Source organism: Nocardioides taihuensis, from assembly GCF_042657275.1.
Taxonomy (GTDB): domain Bacteria; phylum Actinomycetota; class Actinomycetes; order Propionibacteriales; family Nocardioidaceae; genus Nocardioides; species Nocardioides taihuensis.
The window spans coordinates 339,728-357,729 of the sequence record NZ_JBHSKD010000004.1; the positions used below are offsets into that span (position 1 = coordinate 339,728).

At 72.4% G+C, this 18,002-nt stretch carries 13 protein-coding genes; 3 read left to right on the forward strand and 10 right to left on the reverse strand.

The genetic code is table 11. The features are described from left to right. The first annotated feature begins 50 nt into the window (after positions 1 to 50). Together ACFPGP_RS04845 and ACFPGP_RS04850 are read left to right on the forward strand one after the other, a co-directional pair. Positions 51 to 581, forward strand: coding sequence for a DUF4234 domain-containing protein (locus tag ACFPGP_RS04845; RefSeq protein WP_378587609.1), 531 nt, complete (start codon positions 51 to 53; stop codon positions 579 to 581). A gap of 1 nt (position 582) precedes the next feature. Further along, the gene (locus ACFPGP_RS04850) at positions 583 to 825 is read left to right on the forward strand and encodes a hypothetical protein (RefSeq protein ID WP_378587611.1); all 243 of its coding nucleotides are present in this window, start codon (positions 583 to 585) and stop codon (positions 823 to 825) included. Positions 826 to 867: 42 nt separating this feature from the next. Here the strand turns inward: ACFPGP_RS04850 and ACFPGP_RS04855 are convergent, their stop codons facing one another. The 8 genes from ACFPGP_RS04855 to ACFPGP_RS04890 form a co-directional block, all read right to left on the reverse strand. After that, entirely contained in the window at positions 868 to 2,163 is a 1,296-nt protein-coding gene (locus ACFPGP_RS04855) for a PKD domain-containing protein (RefSeq protein ID WP_378587613.1), read from the reverse strand. A 176-nt stretch (positions 2,164 to 2,339) separates the two neighbouring features. Continuing rightward, positions 2,340 to 3,608, reverse strand: coding sequence for a glycoside hydrolase family 3 N-terminal domain-containing protein (locus ACFPGP_RS04860; protein ID WP_378587615.1), 1,269 nt, complete (start codon positions 3,606 to 3,608; stop codon positions 2,340 to 2,342). Positions 3,609 to 3,677: 69 nt separating this feature from the next. Continuing rightward, positions 3,678 to 6,221 carry a bifunctional FO biosynthesis protein CofGH gene (locus ACFPGP_RS04865; protein ID WP_378587618.1) on the reverse strand — a complete coding sequence of 848 codons (2,544 nt, stop codon included), beginning with the start codon at positions 6,219 to 6,221 and terminating at the stop codon, positions 3,678 to 3,680. 55 nt (positions 6,222 to 6,276) lie between these two features. Then, the gene (locus tag ACFPGP_RS04870) at positions 6,277 to 8,427 is read right to left on the reverse strand and encodes an MMPL family transporter (RefSeq protein ID WP_378587621.1); all 2,151 of its coding nucleotides are present in this window, start codon (positions 8,425 to 8,427) and stop codon (positions 6,277 to 6,279) included. Between the two features lie 151 nt (positions 8,428 to 8,578). Further along, positions 8,579 to 10,432: an AMP-dependent synthetase/ligase gene (locus ACFPGP_RS04875; RefSeq protein ID WP_378587623.1), complete on the reverse strand. Its 1,854-nt coding sequence runs from the start codon at positions 10,430 to 10,432 to the stop codon at positions 8,579 to 8,581. A gap of 104 nt (positions 10,433 to 10,536) precedes the next feature. Continuing rightward, positions 10,537 to 11,676: an acyl-CoA dehydrogenase family protein gene (locus ACFPGP_RS04880; RefSeq protein WP_378587624.1), complete on the reverse strand. Its 1,140-nt coding sequence runs from the start codon at positions 11,674 to 11,676 to the stop codon at positions 10,537 to 10,539. Beyond that, complete coding sequence (locus tag ACFPGP_RS04885; RefSeq protein ID WP_378587627.1) at positions 11,673 to 12,578, reverse strand: oxygenase MpaB family protein; 906 nt, start codon at positions 12,576 to 12,578, stop codon at positions 11,673 to 11,675. Before ACFPGP_RS04885 ends, ACFPGP_RS04880 begins: the two co-directional genes overlap by 4 nt. Then, on the reverse strand, positions 12,566 to 13,594 hold the full coding sequence (locus ACFPGP_RS04890; protein ID WP_378587629.1) for an LLM class F420-dependent oxidoreductase: 1,029 nt from the start codon (positions 13,592 to 13,594) through the stop codon (positions 12,566 to 12,568). Before ACFPGP_RS04890 ends, ACFPGP_RS04885 begins: the two co-directional genes overlap by 13 nt. A gap of 100 nt (positions 13,595 to 13,694) precedes the next feature. Between ACFPGP_RS04890 and npdG the strand changes: the two genes are divergently transcribed. Continuing rightward, positions 13,695 to 14,372, forward strand: a complete 678-nt coding sequence (npdG, locus tag ACFPGP_RS04895; protein ID WP_378587631.1) for an NADPH-dependent F420 reductase — start codon at positions 13,695 to 13,697, stop codon at positions 14,370 to 14,372. Positions 14,373 to 14,515: 143 nt separating this feature from the next. Here the strand turns inward: npdG and ACFPGP_RS04900 are convergent, their stop codons facing one another. Both ACFPGP_RS04900 and ACFPGP_RS04905 read right to left on the reverse strand, forming a co-directional pair. Beyond that, positions 14,516 to 16,270 (reverse strand): ABC transporter ATP-binding protein, encoded by a 1,755-nt coding sequence (locus ACFPGP_RS04900; protein ID WP_378587634.1) that lies wholly within the window; start codon positions 16,268 to 16,270, stop codon positions 14,516 to 14,518. Further along, entirely contained in the window at positions 16,267 to 17,982 is a 1,716-nt protein-coding gene (locus tag ACFPGP_RS04905) for an ABC transporter ATP-binding protein (protein WP_378587636.1), read from the reverse strand. The genes ACFPGP_RS04900 and ACFPGP_RS04905 overlap by 4 nt, the downstream gene beginning before the upstream one ends. Between the last annotated feature and the right edge of the window lie 20 nt (positions 17,983 to 18,002).

Consider the following 18,002-nt stretch of genomic DNA (forward strand, 5'->3'; position numbering starts at 1 on the left):
GGGTCGAGTACGGTGTGGCAGCCCCACCCGCCCGACCGAGGAGACCCACCGTGAGCGACCCCGACCAGCCGGCCCGGGCCGACGACCAGCCCGACGTGCCGCCGACCCGGCCCGGGGCGGATTCCGTGCTGCCTCCGGAGCCCCAGGCCTCCGGCGCGGTGCCGACGCCGTACGCGCCCCCCGGAGGCGTGCCCGCCCACGGCGCGTCGGCGACGCTCGGGCCGGTCGGCCAGGTGCGCAGCACGGGGACCTGCATCCTGCTCACGTTCGTCACGCTCGGCTTCTACTCCTGGTACTGGTACTACCAGACCCACGACGAGATGAAGCGGCACACCGGTGAGGGGATCGGCGGCGGCATCGCGCTGCTGCTCGCGATCCTCGTCGGCGTCGTGATGCCCTTCCTCAACTCCCACGAGGTGGGCCGGCTCTACGAGCGTCGTGGCCAGGCGAAGCCGGTGTCCGCGACGACCGGGCTGTGGTTCCTGCTGCTCGGCTGGTTCTTCTTCGTCGGCGCGATCATCTGGTTCGTCAAGACCAACCGGGCGCTCAACGACTACTGGCAGTCGCTGGGCGCGAGCTGAGGTGGGCCGGGCCGGGCGGACGCTCCGCGACCTCCCGGCACCCCGGCGGTACGCCCTCGCGGGTGCTGTCGCCCTCGGCTGCCTGGGCGGCGTCGTCGGCCTGGTGCTCGGCCTCCGGGCGCACCCGGCCACGGCCTGGGCCGCGGTGTTCGAGGTCGGGATCCCGGCGGCAGTCCTCGGGGCCGTGGTCGGCCTGCTGGTGGGGATCGTCGCCGAGCTCCGTCGCCGCACCTGCGACACCTGAACCGGTGCCGACGGGGGCGGTGCTCAGCCGGTCAGCCTCGGGTCAGCGCCTGCTCAGCTTCGCCTGGTGGGTGAGTGCCGGGGACGCGTTGCCCACCCGGTCCTTGGCGCGCACCTTGTAGACCAGGGTGCCCTTGCGCAGCCCGGCCAGCGTGGCCGACCAGCGGTGCTGGGCGTCCGTCTTGAGCGCGAAGGCCTTGCTGCGGGCGAACGCCTTGGCCTGGGTCGAGGCCTTCAGCCACTTCTTCGTGCCGGCGTTGTAGCCGTACCAGGCGCTGCCCCGCTTCTCCACGGCGCGCAGGCTGACCTTCTTCACGCCGGTCTCGCTGTCGACGGCCTTGCCGCGCAGGGTCTTCCACGCCTTGACCGAGTGCTTCGACTTCGGCAGCGTCAGGCGCACGGTCGGGCCGGTCGTGTCGGCCGTGACGACGACCTCCGAGGTCGACAGGGCGCCGGAGGAGTTGTCCGCCTCGTCGGTCAGGGTCACCGTCGGGGTGAACTGGCCGGCGGTGGCGTAGACGTGCGACACGGTGGTGCCGGTCGACCAGTCGGTCGTGGTGCCGTCGCCCCAGTCGACGCTGCGCGCGATCAGCTCGGGCGGCGTCCGGTCGTCACTGATGTCGGCCTGGGTGACGGTCACCTCGGTCAGGTCGGCCCACCCGGTGGCCGGCCCGGCGGAGAAGCTGCCGGTGGGCGGGCCGACGTCGTTGAGGTCGACGGCAGGGACGTCGACGACGCGGACGTTGCCGGCCGCATCCTGGAGCGTGACCGTCGGCGCGTAGCGCGCGTCGAGCTGCGTGTACGTGTGCGTGATCGTGCTGCCCGAGGGCCAGTCCACGATGGTCGCGTCGCCCCAGTCGACCGTGCGGGTGATCCCGGGAAGGCCGGCGTTGTCGCTCAGCGCGTCCTGGGTGATGGTGGCGAGACCCGTGCCGTTGTCCCAGCTCGACGAGTAGCTCCCCTGAGGAGCGGTCACGTCGGCGAGCGGCACCGTCAGCGTGGCGGCCTTGCCCGGCTTCCGCCCGACGACCGCGCGCACGCTGAGCGAGGCGTTCCCGGGTGCTGCGGTGACGGTGGGCGACCAGGCGGCCGTGGCCACCGTCGTCGACGCGAGCGTCGTGGAACCCTTCGACAGCGCCACCCGGTACGACGTGGCGGTGGGCACGGCGTTCCACGTGGCGGCGACGTCGTAGGTGCCGTCCTCGTGCGCGGTCACGTCGGCGGCCAGGCCCGTGGGGGCAGGCGCCGGCCTCGCGACCGCCGGTGCGGCGCCGATGGCGGTGAGGAGAACGGCGGCCGCTGCGACGACGGCAGGCGCGCGGAGCGTACGGAAGTTCATGATCCCTCCTGGAACCACTGCTGAGCCGGGTGCGTGCGACGCCCCCGACCAGGGATCGCACGACCGAACTCCCCCCCAGGGTCCGGACTGGTCCAGTGAACCGGCAAACCCGGCGCCCCACGCACGAAACGCCGAAGACTGTTCGTCAAGGAAAGGTCAAGACGAGAAGCCTTGTGTCAGAGCAGGCCCTCGCGCTGCTTGAGCGTCAACACCCGGAGGGCGGAGTCGCGCACCCGGTCGCGGAAGGCGTCGGAGCGCTGCGCGCGGTCGAGCACGGCGCCGTACATGGCCGGCAGGGTGCCGGGGTCGACGGTGAGAACGAGGTCGCCACCGGCCTGCAGGAACTTCACGGCGCGCGCCCCGGGACTCCAGGGCGAGACCTGGGCGGCTTGGCCGAGGTCGTCGGAGACGACGACGCGGCGGAAGCCGAGGTCACCGCGGAGCATCCCCGTCACGATCGTGCGCGAGAAGGCGGCCGGCGTGCCCCGGTCGATGCGGCGGTAGATCGCGGTCGACATCATCACCGCAGGGACGCCGGCGCGGACGGCGGTCGCGAACGGCCGCAGGTAGGGGTCGTGGCGCCGGGTGACCGTGTCGGTCACGCCCTGCGTGGTGTCGGTGTTCTCGTGCACGCGACCGAGGCCCGGGAAGTGCTTGGCGGTGGGGACCACCCCGCGTCCGTGCATCCCGCGCAGGAACGCCCGGCCGTGCCGCGCGACCACCCGTGTGGTGTAGCCGAACTCGCGCTCGTAGAACCCGATCGGCGGGTTGCCCCGCGCCGCGCGCGGGTCGGGCACGGTGTCGACGACCGGCGCGAGGTTCATGCTGACTCCGGCCCGGTGCAGCTGCGTGCCCCAGTGGGCGGCCCGGTCGTGCAGCCGGCCGGGGGCCCAGCTGCCCTGGGTGAGCGCGGTGGGGATCGGGTCGAAACCCGGCCCCTGCAGCACCTGCACCAGCCCGCCCTCCTGGTCGGTGGCGACCAGCAGCCCGACCCGCCGGGTCGCGGCGAGGGTGGTGCGCGACTGCAGCCGCGCGGAGACGCCGGCGGTGTGGCGGACGCCCTCGCGGCTGCGGCCGGTGAGCATCACGTTGCCGAGGTGGCGCTGCCGGATCGCGCGGAGCACGCGGTCGTCGGCGCGCGCCGCCGGGGTGCCGACCATGAACAGCTGGCCGACCCGCTGCCGCAGGTTCATCCGCGACAGGACCCGCTCGGCCGGCGAGGGCCGTCGCTGCTCGCGGCCGGCGCGGTCGTCGTCACGCGACAGCGGGGCCGCCCGGTGCAGCGTGTCGGTGGCGGCGTCGGCGAGGGCCATCGTCGTGGTCGTCACCACCGCGGGGCTCACAGCCGTCTCGAGGGTGTCGGGTGGACTGACGGCCACGCCGACGGCCGCGACGACCGCGGTCACCACGACCGCGGTGACGAGCAGACGGAACCCGCGCAGCACGACCACACCCTCCCTCTCCCGGCGCAGCGGTCCACGGTGCCACATCCGCGCCCTCCGGCCCAACCGCGGTCAGCGCGTGGGGACGCCGTACGTCGTGGTGCGCTCGCGGACCGGGCGGCCGATGCCCTCCGCGATCGCGGTGAGCTCGGCGACGGTCTTCGCCGAGCCGTGCTCGGAGCCGGCCATGCGCGAGATGGTCTCCTCCATCAGCGTCCCGCCGAGGTCGTCGGCGCCGGCGCGGAGCATCGCGCGGGTGCCGTCGGTGCCGAGCTTGACCCAGCTCGTCTGCACGTGCGGGACCCGGTCGTGGAGCAGGATCCGGGCCATCGCGTGGACGGCGAGGTTGTCGCGGTGCGTGGGGCCCGGGCGGGCGGCGCCGGCGAGGTAGATGGGTGCGGAGTGGTGGACGAACGGCAGCGGCACGAACTCGGTGAAGCCCGCGGTCTCGTCCTGGATCCGGGCGATCACGCGCAGGTGGGCGACCCAGTGGCGGGGGTGGTCGACGTGGCCGTACATCATGGTGGCGCTCGAGCGCAGCCCGACCTTGTGGGCGGTGGTGACGACGTCGATCCAGGTGCGGGCGGGGAGCTTGCCCTTGGTCAGCACCCACCGCACCTCGTCGTCGAGGATCTCCGCGGCGGTGCCGGGGATCGTGTCGAGCCCCGACTCGCGCGCCTTGATCAGGAAGTCCTCGACCGACAGCCCGGCGCGGCTCGCGCCGCTGACGATCTCCATCGGCGAGAAGGCGTGCACGTGCATGCCGGGCACCCGGCGCTTGACCGCGGCGGCGAGGTCGAAGTAAGCCGTTCCCGGCAGCTCGGGGTCGATCCCGCCCTGCATGCACACCTCGGTGGCGCCCAGGTGCCACGCCTCCTCGGCGCGGTCGGCGACCTGGTCGAGCGAGAGCGAGTAGGCGTCGGCGTCGGTGCGCCGCTGGGCGAACGCGCAGAACCGGCACCCGACGTAGCAGACGTTGGTGAAGTTGATGTTGCGGTTGACGACGTAGGTGACCTCGTCGCCGACCACCTCGCGGCGCAGGTCGTCGGCGAGCCGGCACACCTCCTCGAGCAGCGGCCCCTCGGCCGTGACCAGGGTCAGCGCATGGGCGTCGGTCAGGCTCGCCGGGTCGCGCTCCGCGGCGGCCAGCGCCTCGCGCCCGTCGGCGTGCAGGACCGCGGGGGCCGCGCCGACGCCGCCGGTCAGCGACGCGCGGTCGCGGACCTCGTCCCAGTCGCCGTACACCTCGTCGAAGTCGCTGCGCCGGTCGGCGGAGCGGCCCTCGGTGTCCACGCTCGCGTGCAGGTCGGTGCGCCCGGCGCCGCCGTGGCGGCCGAACCCGCCGTCGGGCTCCTGCCAGGGCAGGCCGGTGGGCCGCACGCCGGGGCGGGCGAGGCCGTCGGGGCCGGCGAGCGCCGCGACGTGTGCCGAGATCCGGGGGTCGAGCCAGGGCTCGCCGCGCAGCACGTACTCGGGGTGCACGGTGAGCCGCGCGCGCAGGTCGAAGCCGGCCTCGGCCGACACCTGCCGCAAGCGCTCGAGCGAGGGCCACGGGCGCTCGGGGTTGACGTGGTCGGGGGTGAGCGGCGAGACGCCGCCCCAGTCGTCGACGCCCGCGTCGAGCAGCGCCCGGCACTCGGCCAGGTCCACCAGGTTCGGCGGCGCCTGCACCCGGGAGCGCGGACCGAGCACCAGCCGGGTCACCGCGATCGCCGCGCGGTACTCGTCCAGCCCGAGGTCGTCGGCGTGCCGCATCGCGGTGTCGGGCTTGGCGCGGAAGTTCTGGACGATCACCTCCTGCAGCCCGCCGTACGCCCGGTGCACGCGGCGCAGCGCGAACACGGTCTCGGCGCGCTCGGCCAGCGTCTCGCCGATCCCGACCAGCAGCCCCGAGGTGAACGGGACCGCGAGGCGCCCGGCGTCCTCGAGCACCCGCAGCCGCACGGCGGGGTCCTTGTCGGGCGAGCCGAAGTGGGCCAGGCCGCGGGTCTCGAACAGCCGGGTCGACGTGGTCTCGAGCATCATGCCGAGCGAGGGGGAGACCGGCTTGAGCCGCGTCATCTCCTCCCACGACATGACCCCGGGGTTGAGGTGGGGCAGCAGCCCGGTCTCCTCGAGCACCCGCACGGCCATCGCCCGCACGTAGCCCAGCGTCGAGTCGTAGCCCTGCTCGTCGAGCCACGCCCGGGCCTCGGGCCAGCGCTCCTCGGGCCGGTCGCCGAGCGTGAACAGCGCCTCGAGGCAGCCCACCTCCGCGCCCGCCCGGGCGACCGCGAGGATCTCGTCGGGGGAGAGGTACGGCGCGCGGCCGGCGCGCGCGGCCTGGGTCGGGGTCTCCACGAACGTGCAGTAGTGGCACCGGTCGCGGCAGAGCCGCGTGACGGGCACGAAGACCTTGGGCGAGAACGTCACCACGCCCGCCCGGCCGGCGGCCTCGAGCCCGGCGTCGCGCACGCGGGCCGCAGCGGCGCACAGCCGCACCAGCTCCTCGCCCCGTGCCGCGAGCAGCGCGGCGGCCTCTGCGACGTCGAGCGTCGCGCCGCGCTCGGCGCGCGCCACCGCCCGGCGTACCTGCTGCGGGGTCGGGGCGGCACCGTCCCCGGGGGTCGAAGTCATCCCGTTCAGGCTACGTCGTGCGTGGGCCGGCCCGAGCGGCCGGCCCACGCACCGGTCAGACGCTGACCTTCTCGCGGTTCCCGACCGCGTCGGGCGCCTCGATCACCGGGTCGCGGTCGAGCTTGCTCGGCCACCAGATCTTCCCGCCGAGGTCGAGGTTGATCGCCGTGACCAGTACCGACCGCACGATCATCGTGTCGAGCAGCACGCCCAGCGCGACCGTGAAGCCGAGCTCGACCAGGAACACGAACGGCAGGGTGGCCAGCGCCAGGAACGTGGCCGCCAGCACCAGGCCGGCCGAGGTGATCACCCCACCGGTGGAGGCGAGGGCCACGAGCGAGCCCGGCCGTGTGCCGCGGGTCTGTGTCTCCTCGCGGACCCGGGTCATCAGGAAGATGTTGTAGTCGATGCCCAGAGCGACCAGGAACACGAACGCGAACAACGGGAAGCCGGCATCGCTGCCCTCGAAGCCGAACACGTACTCGAAGAACAGCGCCGAGATGCCCAGGGCCGCGCCGAACGAGAGGACCACCGTGCCGATCAGGAGGATCGGGGACAGCACGGCCCGCAGCAGCAGGATCAGGATGATCAGGACCACCAGCAGGACCAGTGGGATGACCACCTTGTTGTCGCGCAACGAGGCTGTCTTGGTGTCGAGGTAGAACGCAGCCCCACCACCGACCAGGGCCTCGGCGCCATCGACGGAGTGCGCTGCGGTGCGGGTGCTCTCGACGATGTCGAACGCCGTCTCCGACGAGATGTCGGCCGCGATCGGCGCCTCGAAGTAGGACCGGCCGTTCCCCAGCGAGGTGGGTTCGGTCTGCTCGCCGAGGCCGTCGACGCCGGCCACCGCGTCCTGGACTGCTGGGAGGGCGTCGTCCGCCGTCACCACCTGCACGGTGTTGGAGTTGTCGGCCAGTCCGTGGTCGTTGAGCAGCTCCTGCGCGACGATCGAGTCGAACTTCTCGGTGTAGCTGTCCTCGGTCGAGAGGCCCGACGCGTCGAGGCGGAACAGGCCGAGGCAGGCGACCAGCAGGACGCCGGCGGTCGCCAGCCACGTGGATCGCGGGCGCACCGAGATGCGCTTGCCGATCCGGGCCCAGAGCCCGCGCTCAGTCGGCTCGGCGCTGCCGAACGTCGGTCGCACCGGCCAGAAGACCCAGCGACCGCAGATGACCAGCAGCGCCGGCAGCAGTGTCACCATCACCAGGTACGTCACCGCGACACCCACGGCCAGGACGGGCCCGAGGCTTGCGGTGGAGTTCAGGTCGGCGAAGGTCAGACACATCAGCCCGACCACGACGGTCGCGGCGCTGGCGAGGATGGCCGGGGCAGCGCGGTGCAGCGCGAACGCCATCGCCTCGTGGCGGTCGGCGTGCCGGCGCAGCTCCTCGCGGTAGCGGGCCACCAGGAGCAGCGCGTAGTCGGTACCGGCTCCGATCACGAGGATGCTGAGGATGTACTGGCTCTGGTCGTTGACGATCAGGCCGGCGTACTTGGCGAGGAGGTAGACCACGCCGCCGGCCATCGTGTTCGCGATGGCCGCGCAGAAGATCGGCAGGATCCACAGGATCGGGCTGCGGTAGGTGAAGAGCAGGATCAGGATGACGCACCCGAACGTGATCAGCAGCAGCCGCACGTGGGAGCCGTCGAAGGAGTTGACGAAGTCGTATGCCTGACCACCGAACCCGCCGACGTAGACGTCGACGCCGTCGATGGCGGTGATCTCCTTGATCTCCTTGACCGGCTCGGCGATCTTGTTCCAGCCCTCGGAGCCCATGTTGAAGGTGAAGTACATGAAGGCGACCTCGCCGTCCTCCGACATGAGGTCGGGGGCGGGTTGGCCCTGCTCGCGCAACGCGGCGGCCGCGTTGGGAGTGAGGACGCCGGCGGAGGTCACGCCGTCGATCTCGGCGATCTGTTGCGCCTGCTCGTCCATCGCCGCGAGGTCCTCGTCGGTGAGTCCGGAGGAGCGGTGGAACGCGACGAGGGTCGGGATGTCGTTGGGGCTCACCTCCTGGGACAGCTCGTCGGCGACCCGCGTCGACTCCGCCGACGCAGGCACCCACGAGGACTGCTCGTTGTCCTTGACGTCGTTGAGCATGCTGCCGAGGTAGCCGAGCACTCCTGTGAGCAGGAGCACGGCAACGAGCACGATCCACTTGGTGACGGGGCCGGTGAGTGATCCGGCGATCTGGCGATGCATGCGGCAAACCTCATCACAGGGCGGGGACAGGGGGCATCAGGGTTTCCCCCGATCCGACCGGGGCGGCTCCCGGACTTCACCGGTCGGGCCCCGATCTGTGACCGTCTCGTGACCTCCGAGGGTTGCCTGGTCCAGACCGGTGGAGCGGGTGTCAGCCGTACAGGCGCTCGAGCACGTCGGAGTACTTCGCGTTGACCACCCGGCGCTTGAGCTTGAGCGTCGGCGTCAGCTCCTCCGACTCCGCGGTCCACTCCACGGGCAGCAGCTCGAAGGCCTTGACCTGCTCGGGCCGCGACAGCCGCTCGTTGGCCGCGTCGACGGCGGCCTGGGCCATCGCCAGGATCTCGGGCTTCTGCGCGAGGTCGGCGAGGTCGGTGTACTCGATGCCCATCCTGGCCGCCACCAGCGGCGCGATCTCGCCGTCGAGGGTGAGCACCGCGACGACGTACGGCCGCCCGTCGCCCACCGCCATGGCGTGCCCGATGATCGGCGACTCCTTGAGGTAGCCCTCGATGTTGGACGGCGCGATGTTCTTGCCGGCCGAGGTGATGATCAGCTCCTTCTTGCGGTCCACGATCGCGAAGAAGCCGTCGTCGTCGAGGGTCCCGATGTCCCCGCTGTGCACCCAGCCGTCGTCGTCGATGAGCTGACGGCTGGCGTCCTCCTGGCGGTAGTAGCCCGAGGTGTTGACCGGCCCCCGGATCAGCACCTCGCCGTCGTCGGCGAGCCTCAGCTCCATGCCGGGCGTGGGCCGGCCGACCGTGCCGAGCTTGAACCCGGTCGGGCTGTTGGCGGTGACCGCGCCACAGGTCTCGGTCATGCCGTAGACGTCGTACACCGTGATGCCGAGGCCGGCCATGAACCGCGCGACCTCGATCGGCATCGGCGCCGCCGCCGAGCCCGCCCACTGCACCTGGTCGAGGCCGAGCAGCAGCTTGAGGAAGCCGAGGATCGCCTCGTCGGCCTGCCGGTACGCCTCCTCGATCTCGGGCGTCATGGTGCCGCCGACCTCCTGGGCGGAGACCCAGGCCAGGCCCGCCTTCATGGAGTCCTCGACGAGCTTGACGTTGTCGGGGTTCGGGTCGGCGGCCAGCTTGGCGGAGATGCCGGTCTTGATCTTCTCCCACACCCGCGGGACGCCGAAGAACGCCGTGGGGTGCACCTCGCCGAGCGCGCCGAGCAGCTGGGCCGGGTCGCCGAGGCAGTGGATGTGGCCGCCCTCGAGCTGCGGGCCGTAGATGCCGAGCACCCGCTCGGCGATGTGGGCGAACGGCAGGTAGCTGATCTGGCGCTGCGGGCCGCCGAGGCCCGCGGCCTCCAGGGTGCTCACGGCCTCGTAGAGCACGTTGTGGTGGCTGAGCACCACGCCCTTGGGGTTCCCGGTCGTGCCGGAGGTGTAGAGGATCGTGGCCGGCGCCTCCGGGGTCAGCTCGCCGCTGCGGGTGGTGACCGCGTCGGGGTCCGCCGCCCGGCGGGCGGCGCCGCCGGCGACGAAGTCGTCCCAGGTGGTGAAGCGCGGGTCGTCGCGCCGCGCCTCGGGCTCGATCACCACGACGGTGCGCAGGGTCGGGGTCGCCGCCAGCGCCACCTCCCACCGGGTGACGTGGTCGGCGGTCTCGAGGATCGCCACCGTCGGCTCGGCGTGGCCGGCGATGAAGGCCACCTGCTCCTGCGAGAGCGTGTTGTAGATCGACATCGGGGTGGCGGCGGCGTGCACGGCGCCGAAGTCGGCCAGCACGTGCTCGACCCGGTTGGTGGCCATGATCGCGACCTTGTCGCCGGTGCCCACGCCCGCGCCCATCAGCGCCGCGGCGACGTCGAGCGAGGTCTCGCGCACCTCGCCCCAGGTGAGGGTGCGCCACGACTCGCCCTCGGGCACGTGGTTCTTGTCGGAGTAGCCGGGCTCGTCCGCGTAACGCTCCGCGGTGGCGGCGAGCAGGTCGATCGTCGTCTTCCCGGCCACCTGCTCCTCGATCCGGGCGCGTTCGGCGAGTACGTCGGTCATCGGGGCCTCCTGCGGTGGGGTACGGCGAGATGTGGGTCGATCTTGCCGGGGCGGGCGTCGCTGGGCCAGAGGGTCTGGACGGCTGCGTGCGTGACGGGCCGCCCTCAGAGGCCGAGCGTCCGGCCGATGATCTCCTTCTGGATCTCGGTCGTGCCGCCGTAGATGGTCTGGATCCGGCTGTCGAGGAAGGCCTGGGAGATCGGGTACTCGAGCATGTAGCCGTAGCCGCCGAAGAGCTGCACGCCCTGGTCGACCACCTTCTTCTGCAGCTCGGTGGTCCACCACTTCGCCATCGACGCCAGGGCCGTGTCGACCTCGCCGGCGTTGAGCTTCTGCACGCAGTCGTTGACGAAGACGCGTGCGATGTGGACCTCGGTCGCCATCTCGGCGAGCACGAACCGGTTGTGCTGGAAGGAGCCGATCGGCCGGCCGAAGGCCTTGCGCTCCTTGGCGTAGTCGAGGCACAGGCCGAGCACGTGCTCACAGGCCGCGACCGCGATCGCGGCGATCGAGATCCGCTCCTGCGGGAGGTTGACCATCAGGCTGATGAAGCCGGACCCCTCGTCGCCGAGGAGGTTGGCCTTGGGCACCTGCACGTTGTCGAAGAAGAGCTCGGCGGTGTCCTGGGCCTTGAGCCCGACCTTCTCCAGGTTGCGCCCGCGCTCGAAGCCCGGCATCCCTCGCTCGACCACGAGCAGGCTGATGCCCTGGTGGCCGGCGTCGGGGTCGGTGCGGCAGACCACGATCACCAGGTCGCTGAGGATCCCGTTGCTGATGAAGGTCTTGGACCCGTTGAGGACGTAGTGGTCGCCCTTGTCGACGGCGGTCGTGACGATGCCCTGCAGGTCCGAGCCGGCGCCCGGCTCGGTCATCGCGATCGCCGAGACCAGCTCGCCGCTCACGAGGCCGGGCAGCCACCGCTGCTTCTGCTCCGGAGTGCCGAGCTGGCTGATGTAGGGAACGATGATGTCGGAATGGACCGAGAAGCCGAGGCCGCTGGCCCCGGCCCGGGTGACCTCCTCGGCGACGACCATGTTGTAGCGGAAGTCCCTGAGCCCCAGCCCGCCGTACTCCTCGTCGACGTCGAAGCAGAGGATCCCGGCCTCACCGGCCTTGCGCCACACCTCGCGGCTGACCTGCCCGTCCTTCTCCCACTGCGCCTGGTGGGGCACCGCCTCGCGCTCGAGGAAGGTGCGCACCGTGGCGCGGAAGTCCTCGTGCTCCTGCTCGAAGAACGGGGTCATCGGGCGATCTCCTTCTGGTTGAGCTCGTCGAGCATCGAGGCGGGGCCGAGGTCGCCGAGGCGGTAGCCCTGGGGGTAGGTCGAGGGACGGTGGTGGTAGGCCTCGCGGCGCGGGGGCGCGAGCCGCAGCAGCCGCGCGCGCAGGCGGAGCCCGGCGCGGACGGCGCGCACGAACCAGGCCGGCTGCTCGGGCATGCCGAGCGCGACCCGCAGCGGCTCGTCCATCAGCGCGATCGTGACGCGCCGTACCAGCGATCGCGCCGGCAGCGGGGCGAGTGCACGCGCGATCGCGATCGAGGCCTCGGTGACGCGGGTGTTGGCCGGGTCGTGCTCGAAGTGCCGCCGCTCGTACGACGTGAGCAGCTCGAGGTAGCCGTCGTAGGTCGTGGGCAGGCCCCTGATCCCCATCAGCTCACCGAAGCGGGTCGTGACCTTCGCGATCGCGGCGGTCTCGTGGGGGTCGAGCGGGCGCCAGCCGTAGGCGTCGATCCAGCGGACCGGCCCGACGATCGTCGTGGCCAGCACGAAGGCGAACTCGTCGTTCGGGATGTCGTAGTGACCGTGGATCCGGTTGAGCCGACGCACCGCCGCGTGCGCCCGCGGCGAGTCGATGCCCTCGATCCCCGCCTCCTCGCCGATCAGGAGGGTGTCGTCGTAGCGCTTGATGCCGTGGTCCTCGAACTCGCGGGTGCGGTCGAGCAGGCGTGAGATCGACGGCACGCCGTAGTCGCGCAGGAAGGCGATGCCGGTGCCCTGCACGTAGTCCCAGGGGAATTCCAGGCGCGAGGTGATCCAGGTGATCCGGTCGTAGTCGACCTCGGGGTCGAGGGAGCGGATCTCCTCGAGGTTGTCGTAGCGGCCGCGCGAGTGGAGCAGCGGCCGGCGTCGCGCTAGGACACCCATTCCTTGACCTGCGCGATCGTGGCCGCGGGATCCTCGGTCGCGGGCACCACCTGGAGGTTGGTCACGCCGGCCTCGCGGAAGGCGTCGATCCGCTCCCGGACGTAGGACGCGGGGCCGACCAGGTTGCCCGCCTCGAGCCACTCCAGCGGCACCTTGGCCTCGGCGTCGCGCTTGTGGCCGTCGAGGTAGAGGTCCTGGATCTCCTTGGCCTCCTTCTCGTAGCCGTACTGGCAGGCGAGCTCGTTGTAGAAGTTCTTGCCGCGCGCGCCCATGCCGCCGACGTAGAGCGCGTACATCGGGCGGGCGAAGTCGAGCATCCCCTTCACGTCGTCACCGATCGCGACCATTCCGCCGGCGCTCACCTCGAGCGGGCCGAGCTCTGCGGAACGCTTTGCCGTGCCGCGGGCCAGGGCGTCGCCCCACACCTCGTGGGCCTTGCCGGGGTGGAAGAGGAACGGCAGCCAGCCGTCGGCGACCTCGGCGGTCATCGCGACGTTCTTGTCGCCGAGCGCCGCCACCCAGAGCGGGATCGACGGGCGCTCGGGCTTGTTGAGCAGCTTGAGCGGCTTGCCGAGGCCGAGACCCTGGTCGGCGGGAAGCGGGATCTGGAAGATGCCGTTGCTGGTGACCGCCTCGCGGCGCAGCCCGCGCCGCAGGATGTCGATGATCTCGCGGGTGCGGCCCAGCGGGCGGTCGTAGGGGACCCCGTGGAAGCCCTCGATCACCTGCGGGCCGGAGGCGCCGAGGCCGATCACGGCCCTCCCGCCGGAGACGTTGTCGAGCCCGGCGGCGGTCTGCAGGAGGGCGCCGGGGGTGCGCGAGTAGATGTTGAGGATGCCGGCGCCGATCTCGACCGTCTCGGTGCGGGCGGCGAGGTAGCCCATCAGCGTCGGGGCGTCGAAGCCGTACGGCTCCGCGACCCAGATCGTGTCGAGCCCCGCCTTCTCCAGACCGGCCACCTGGTCGGCGGTCTCGCGCGGGTTCCCGGCGTAGACCAGGGGCATGGAGAGCTTCACGTCGCGTCCTGTCGTCCGGCGGTCGGTGGGGTCGGGCAGGCCTTCGTCACTGTGACAGAATCGCTGTCACAATGGCAAGGATCCCTCACGAGGAGCAGGTGTGACGACGTACCGCATCGCCGTGGTCGGTGGCACCGGCCCGCAGGGCAGGGGGCTGGGCTACCGCTTCGCCCGGCACGGGCACACCGTCGTCTTCGGGTCGCGGTCGGCCGAGAAGGGCGCCGCCGTGGCCGCGGAGGTCAACGAGCGGCTGCGGACGGACGGGTTCGCGGGGTCGGTCGAGACCTCCGGCGCGTCCAACGCCGAGGCCTGCGAGGCCGCCGACGTCGTCCTGCTCGCGGTGCCGTACGACGGGCACGACGAGCTGGTCGCGACCCTCCCGCTCGCGGGGCGCACGGTGATCTCCTGCGTCAACCCGCTCGCCTTCGACAAGCAGGGGCCGCACGGCCGGGTGGTCGACGGCGGCGAGGGCTCGGCGGCCGAGTCGGCCCAGCGGATCGCGCCGGACGCCGTGGTGGTCGGCGCCTTCCACCACGTCTCGGCCCCGGTGCTCTGGGGCGACCGCGACTACCTCGACCACGAGGACGTCCTGGTCTGCGGCGACTCCGACGAGGGCAAGCAGGTCGCCATCGAGCTCGCCCGGACCGTGACCGGCCGCGACGGCGTCGACGCCGGCCGCCTGCGCCTGGCCCGTCAGCTGGAGCCGTGGACCGCCGTGCTGATCTCGATCAACAAGAAGTACAAGGTGCACTCCGGCGTGAAGGTGGCCGGGCTGTAGGTCGGCTCGGTGAGATTCACCGCCCAGGCGGTGAATCTCACGGTTCGCGAGCGAAGCCTTCGCGACACAACCGTGAGATCCGTCCAGCCCGAGTGGCCCGTGGGGCTGCTGTGACCCGCGGCGGCAGGCAGTGCCTGCCGCCCTCAGGTCCGGCCGTGCCAGCTGTCCCAGAGCGCGGCGTACGACCCGCCGGTGGCGACGAGCTCGTCGTGCGAGCCGAGCTCGGAGATCACGCCGTCCTCGACCACGGCCACCCGGTCGGCGTCGTGGGCCGAGAACAGCCGGTGCGCGATCGCGACCACCGTGCGGCCCTCGAGCACGGCCGCGAGCGAGCGCTCGAGGTGGCGGGCGGCGCGGGGGTCGATCAGCGAGGTCGCCTCGTCGAGCACCAGGGTGTGCGGGTCGGCGAGCACCAGCCGGGCCAGCGCCACCTGCTGGGCCTGGGCCGCGGTCACCGCGCGCCCGCCGGAGCCGACGACCGTGTCGAGGCCCTCGGGCAGCGCGTCGACCCACTCGAGCGCGTCGACGGCGTCGAGCGCCCCGCGGATCTCGTCGTCGCCGGCGCCCGGGGGAGCGGCGAGCGCGAGGTTCTCGCGCAGCGTGCCGACGAAGACGTGGTGCTCCTGGGTGACCAGCGCGACGTGGCCGCGCAGGTCGTCGAGCGGGAGCTCGACCAGCGGGACGTCGCCCAGCGTCACCGAGCCGGTGCGCGGCGGGTGGATGCCCGCGAGCAGCCGGCCGAGCGTCGACTTGCCGGCACCCGAGGGCCCCACCATCGCCAGCCGCTCGCCCACGCGCAGGTCGAGGTCGACGCCGCGCAGGACGTCGCGCCCCTCGACGTACGCGAACCGCACGTCGCTGGCCCGGAGGTGCTCGTCCTCGGGCTCGGCGCCGCTGACCTCGCGGTCGTCGGGCACCTGGGCCACGCCGAGCAGCCGTGCCAGTGACGCCGCGCCGACCTGCAGCTCGTCGAGGATCGACACCACCCGGTCGACCGGGTCGATCAGCATCTGCACGTAGAGCGTGGCCGCCGTGACGTCGCCCAGCGAGACGTGCCCCTCGGTGTAGAGCCAGCCGCCGAACAGCAGCGTGAGCACCGTCGGGATCAGGTAGGCGATCTCCATGTTGGGGAAGAACACCGTGCGCAGGAACAGCGTGTAGCGCTCCGCCGCGAACGACTTCGCGATGTCGTCGTCGATCTGCCGGATCCGCTCGTCGGCCAGGTCGAGCGCCTCGATGGTGCGGGCGCCCTCGACGGTCTCGGTCAGCGTCGCGTTGATCTGGGAGTACGTCGCGCTCTCGCGCAGGTAGCCGTCCTTGGCGCGGGCGAGGTACCAGCGCAGGCCGATCACCAGCGGCGGCACGCCCAGCAGGCACGGCAGCGCCACCCACCACCCGACGGTGAGCGCCGCGCCGAACGTGAGGACGGCGGTGACGACCGCGATCGTCCACTCCGGCAGCGCGAAGCGCACCGACCAGCCGAGCTGGTCGACGTCGCGGCTGGTGCGGGTGAGCAGGTCGCCCGCGCCGGCGGTCTCGACGGTGCTCACCGGCAGGGCCAGCGCGTTGCCCACGAAGTCCTCGCGCAGCTCGGCGAGCACCTGCTCGCCGAGCACCTGGCCGGCGTAGCGCGCGTAGCGGGTCAGGACCGTCTGCAGGACCAGGAACCCTGCGAGCGCCACGGCGATGGTGTCGACGTGGTCGACGGTGGTGCCCTGCTGCACGGCCTCGACGAGGTCGCCGATCAGCCGCGGCGCGGCCAGCCCGGCCAGCGCGGCCAGCACGTTGAGCACGAGTCCGCCCCAGAGCAGACGCGGGTGGCGGCGCGCGATCTGCACGGCGTAGCGCCGCACGGCTCGCGAGTCGGCCACGGGCAGGCCGGTCGTCAGCGCGGTCATCCGACGACCTCCTCGGACTCGCGGGTCACCACGGCGCGGTACGCCGGGTCGCGCTCGAGCAGGTCGGCGTGCCGGCCGGTCGCCACGACGCGGCCGTCGCGCACGAAGGCGACCTCGTCGACGACGTCGAGCACCAGCGGGCTCGAGGTGACCACGACGGTGGTGCTGCCGGCCCGGTGCCCGCGCAGGCGCGAGGCGATCCGGGCCTCGGTGTGGGCGTCGACGGCCGAGGTCGGCTCCACCAGCACCAGCACCTCGGGGTCGAGCGCGAGCGCCCGCGCCAGCACGAGCCGCTGCCGCTGCCCGCCGGAGAAGCTGCGGCCGCGCTCGGTCACGACCGCGTCGAGCCCCTCGCGCACCGCCTCGAAGATGTCGTCGGCCGAGGCCGTGTCGAGGGCGCGGGCGACGTCGCCGTGGCCGGTCACGTCGAGCCGGTCGCCCAGGCGCCCGGAGAAGAGCGCGGCTGCGGTGTCGGAGACCACGATCCGGCGGCGGACCTCGGCCCGCCGCAGCAGCGGCAGCGGCACCCCGCCGAACCGCACGTCGTCGTCCACCTCGGGCGCGCACATGCCGAGCCGGTCGGCCAGCAGGGCGACCTCGTCGGGCTGGTCGGAGACCAGAGCGGTCAGCTGCCCGGGCCGGACCCGCAGGCCCGACCGCACGTCGTACAGCTCCGACTGCGGGGCGGGCGACGGTGCCGGGTCGACGGGGTCGGTGTGGTCGGGCTCGAGCGCCAGCACGGTGCAGATCCGCCGGGCCGAGACCCGGCCGCGGATCAGCTTGTTGGCGTACTCGGTGACGGTGCGCAGCGGGATCAGCAGGAACGTCGAGTAGCCGTAGAACGCGACCAGCTCACCCGCGGTGATCTGGCCGTTGACCGCCGAGCGAGCGCCGAGCCACACGACGAGCACCACGAACACGCCGGGCAGGAAGATCTCCATGGCGTCGAGCACCGACTGCAGCGCGCCCACCCGCACGCCCGCGCGGCGGGTGGTCTGCGAGCCGCGGCGGTAGCGGTCGAGGAAGACCTGCTCGCCGCCGATGCCGCGCAGCACCCGCAGCCCGCTCACGATGTCGGTCGCGGTGTTGGACAGCTCGCCCATCAGGTGCCGCTGGTGGGCGGCGCGCCGCTGCAGCGGCGGCAGGATCGGCGCCACGAGCAGCATCAGCACGGGGACGCCGATCAGCACCAGCAGGCCGAGCTCGACCGAGGTGCTGAGCAGGATCACCGAGACCATGAGAAACGACACGATGGCGCCGGCGAAGCGGGCGCTGACGTCCATCACCTGGCCGATGTGGGAGAGGTCGCTGGTGCCGATGGCCACCACCTCGCCGGTGGAGACCTTGCGCGGCAGGGTGCCGCCGAGGTGCACGGTCTGGCGACCGACCAGCTGGACGACGCGGTAGGCGGCGGTCAGCCAGTTGGTGACCGCGAACCGGTGCCGCATGATCCCGCTGGCGGCCTGCACGAGGCCGATCAGCAGCAGCACCAGCGCGTAGCCGAGCAGTGCCTGAGGGTCCTTCGCGGCGACGCCGCGGTCGATCGCGAGGCCGAGCACCGCGGGCATGACGGCCTGCGACCCCATCCACACGATGCCGAAGAGCATGCCCACGACGAGGGTGCGCCACTGGCCGCGGGCCATCCACCACAGGAAGCGCCCGGGGGACCGGTGGTCGGCGGTCCCGGGGTGGTCGAGGGGGAGGTGGCGCACCGTCCCCACGCTACGGTCCG

Coding starts and splice junctions, on each gene's coding strand:
- ACFPGP_RS04870 (WP_378587621.1), bottom strand. CDS start 8,427: ATGCATCGCCAGATCGCCGGATCACTCACCGGCCCCGTCACCAAGTGG.
- ACFPGP_RS04865 (WP_378587618.1), bottom strand. CDS start 6,221: ATGACTTCGACCCCCGGGGACGGTGCCGCCCCGACCCCGCAGCAGGTA.
- ACFPGP_RS04885 (WP_378587627.1), bottom strand. CDS start 12,578: ATGGGTGTCCTAGCGCGACGCCGGCCGCTGCTCCACTCGCGCGGCCGC.
- ACFPGP_RS04900 (WP_378587634.1), bottom strand. CDS start 16,270: ATGACCGCGCTGACGACCGGCCTGCCCGTGGCCGACTCGCGAGCCGTG.
- ACFPGP_RS04880 (WP_378587624.1), bottom strand. CDS start 11,676: ATGACCCCGTTCTTCGAGCAGGAGCACGAGGACTTCCGCGCCACGGTG.
- ACFPGP_RS04875 (WP_378587623.1), bottom strand. CDS start 10,432: ATGACCGACGTACTCGCCGAACGCGCCCGGATCGAGGAGCAGGTGGCC.
- ACFPGP_RS04855 (WP_378587613.1), bottom strand. CDS start 2,163: ATGAACTTCCGTACGCTCCGCGCGCCTGCCGTCGTCGCAGCGGCCGCC.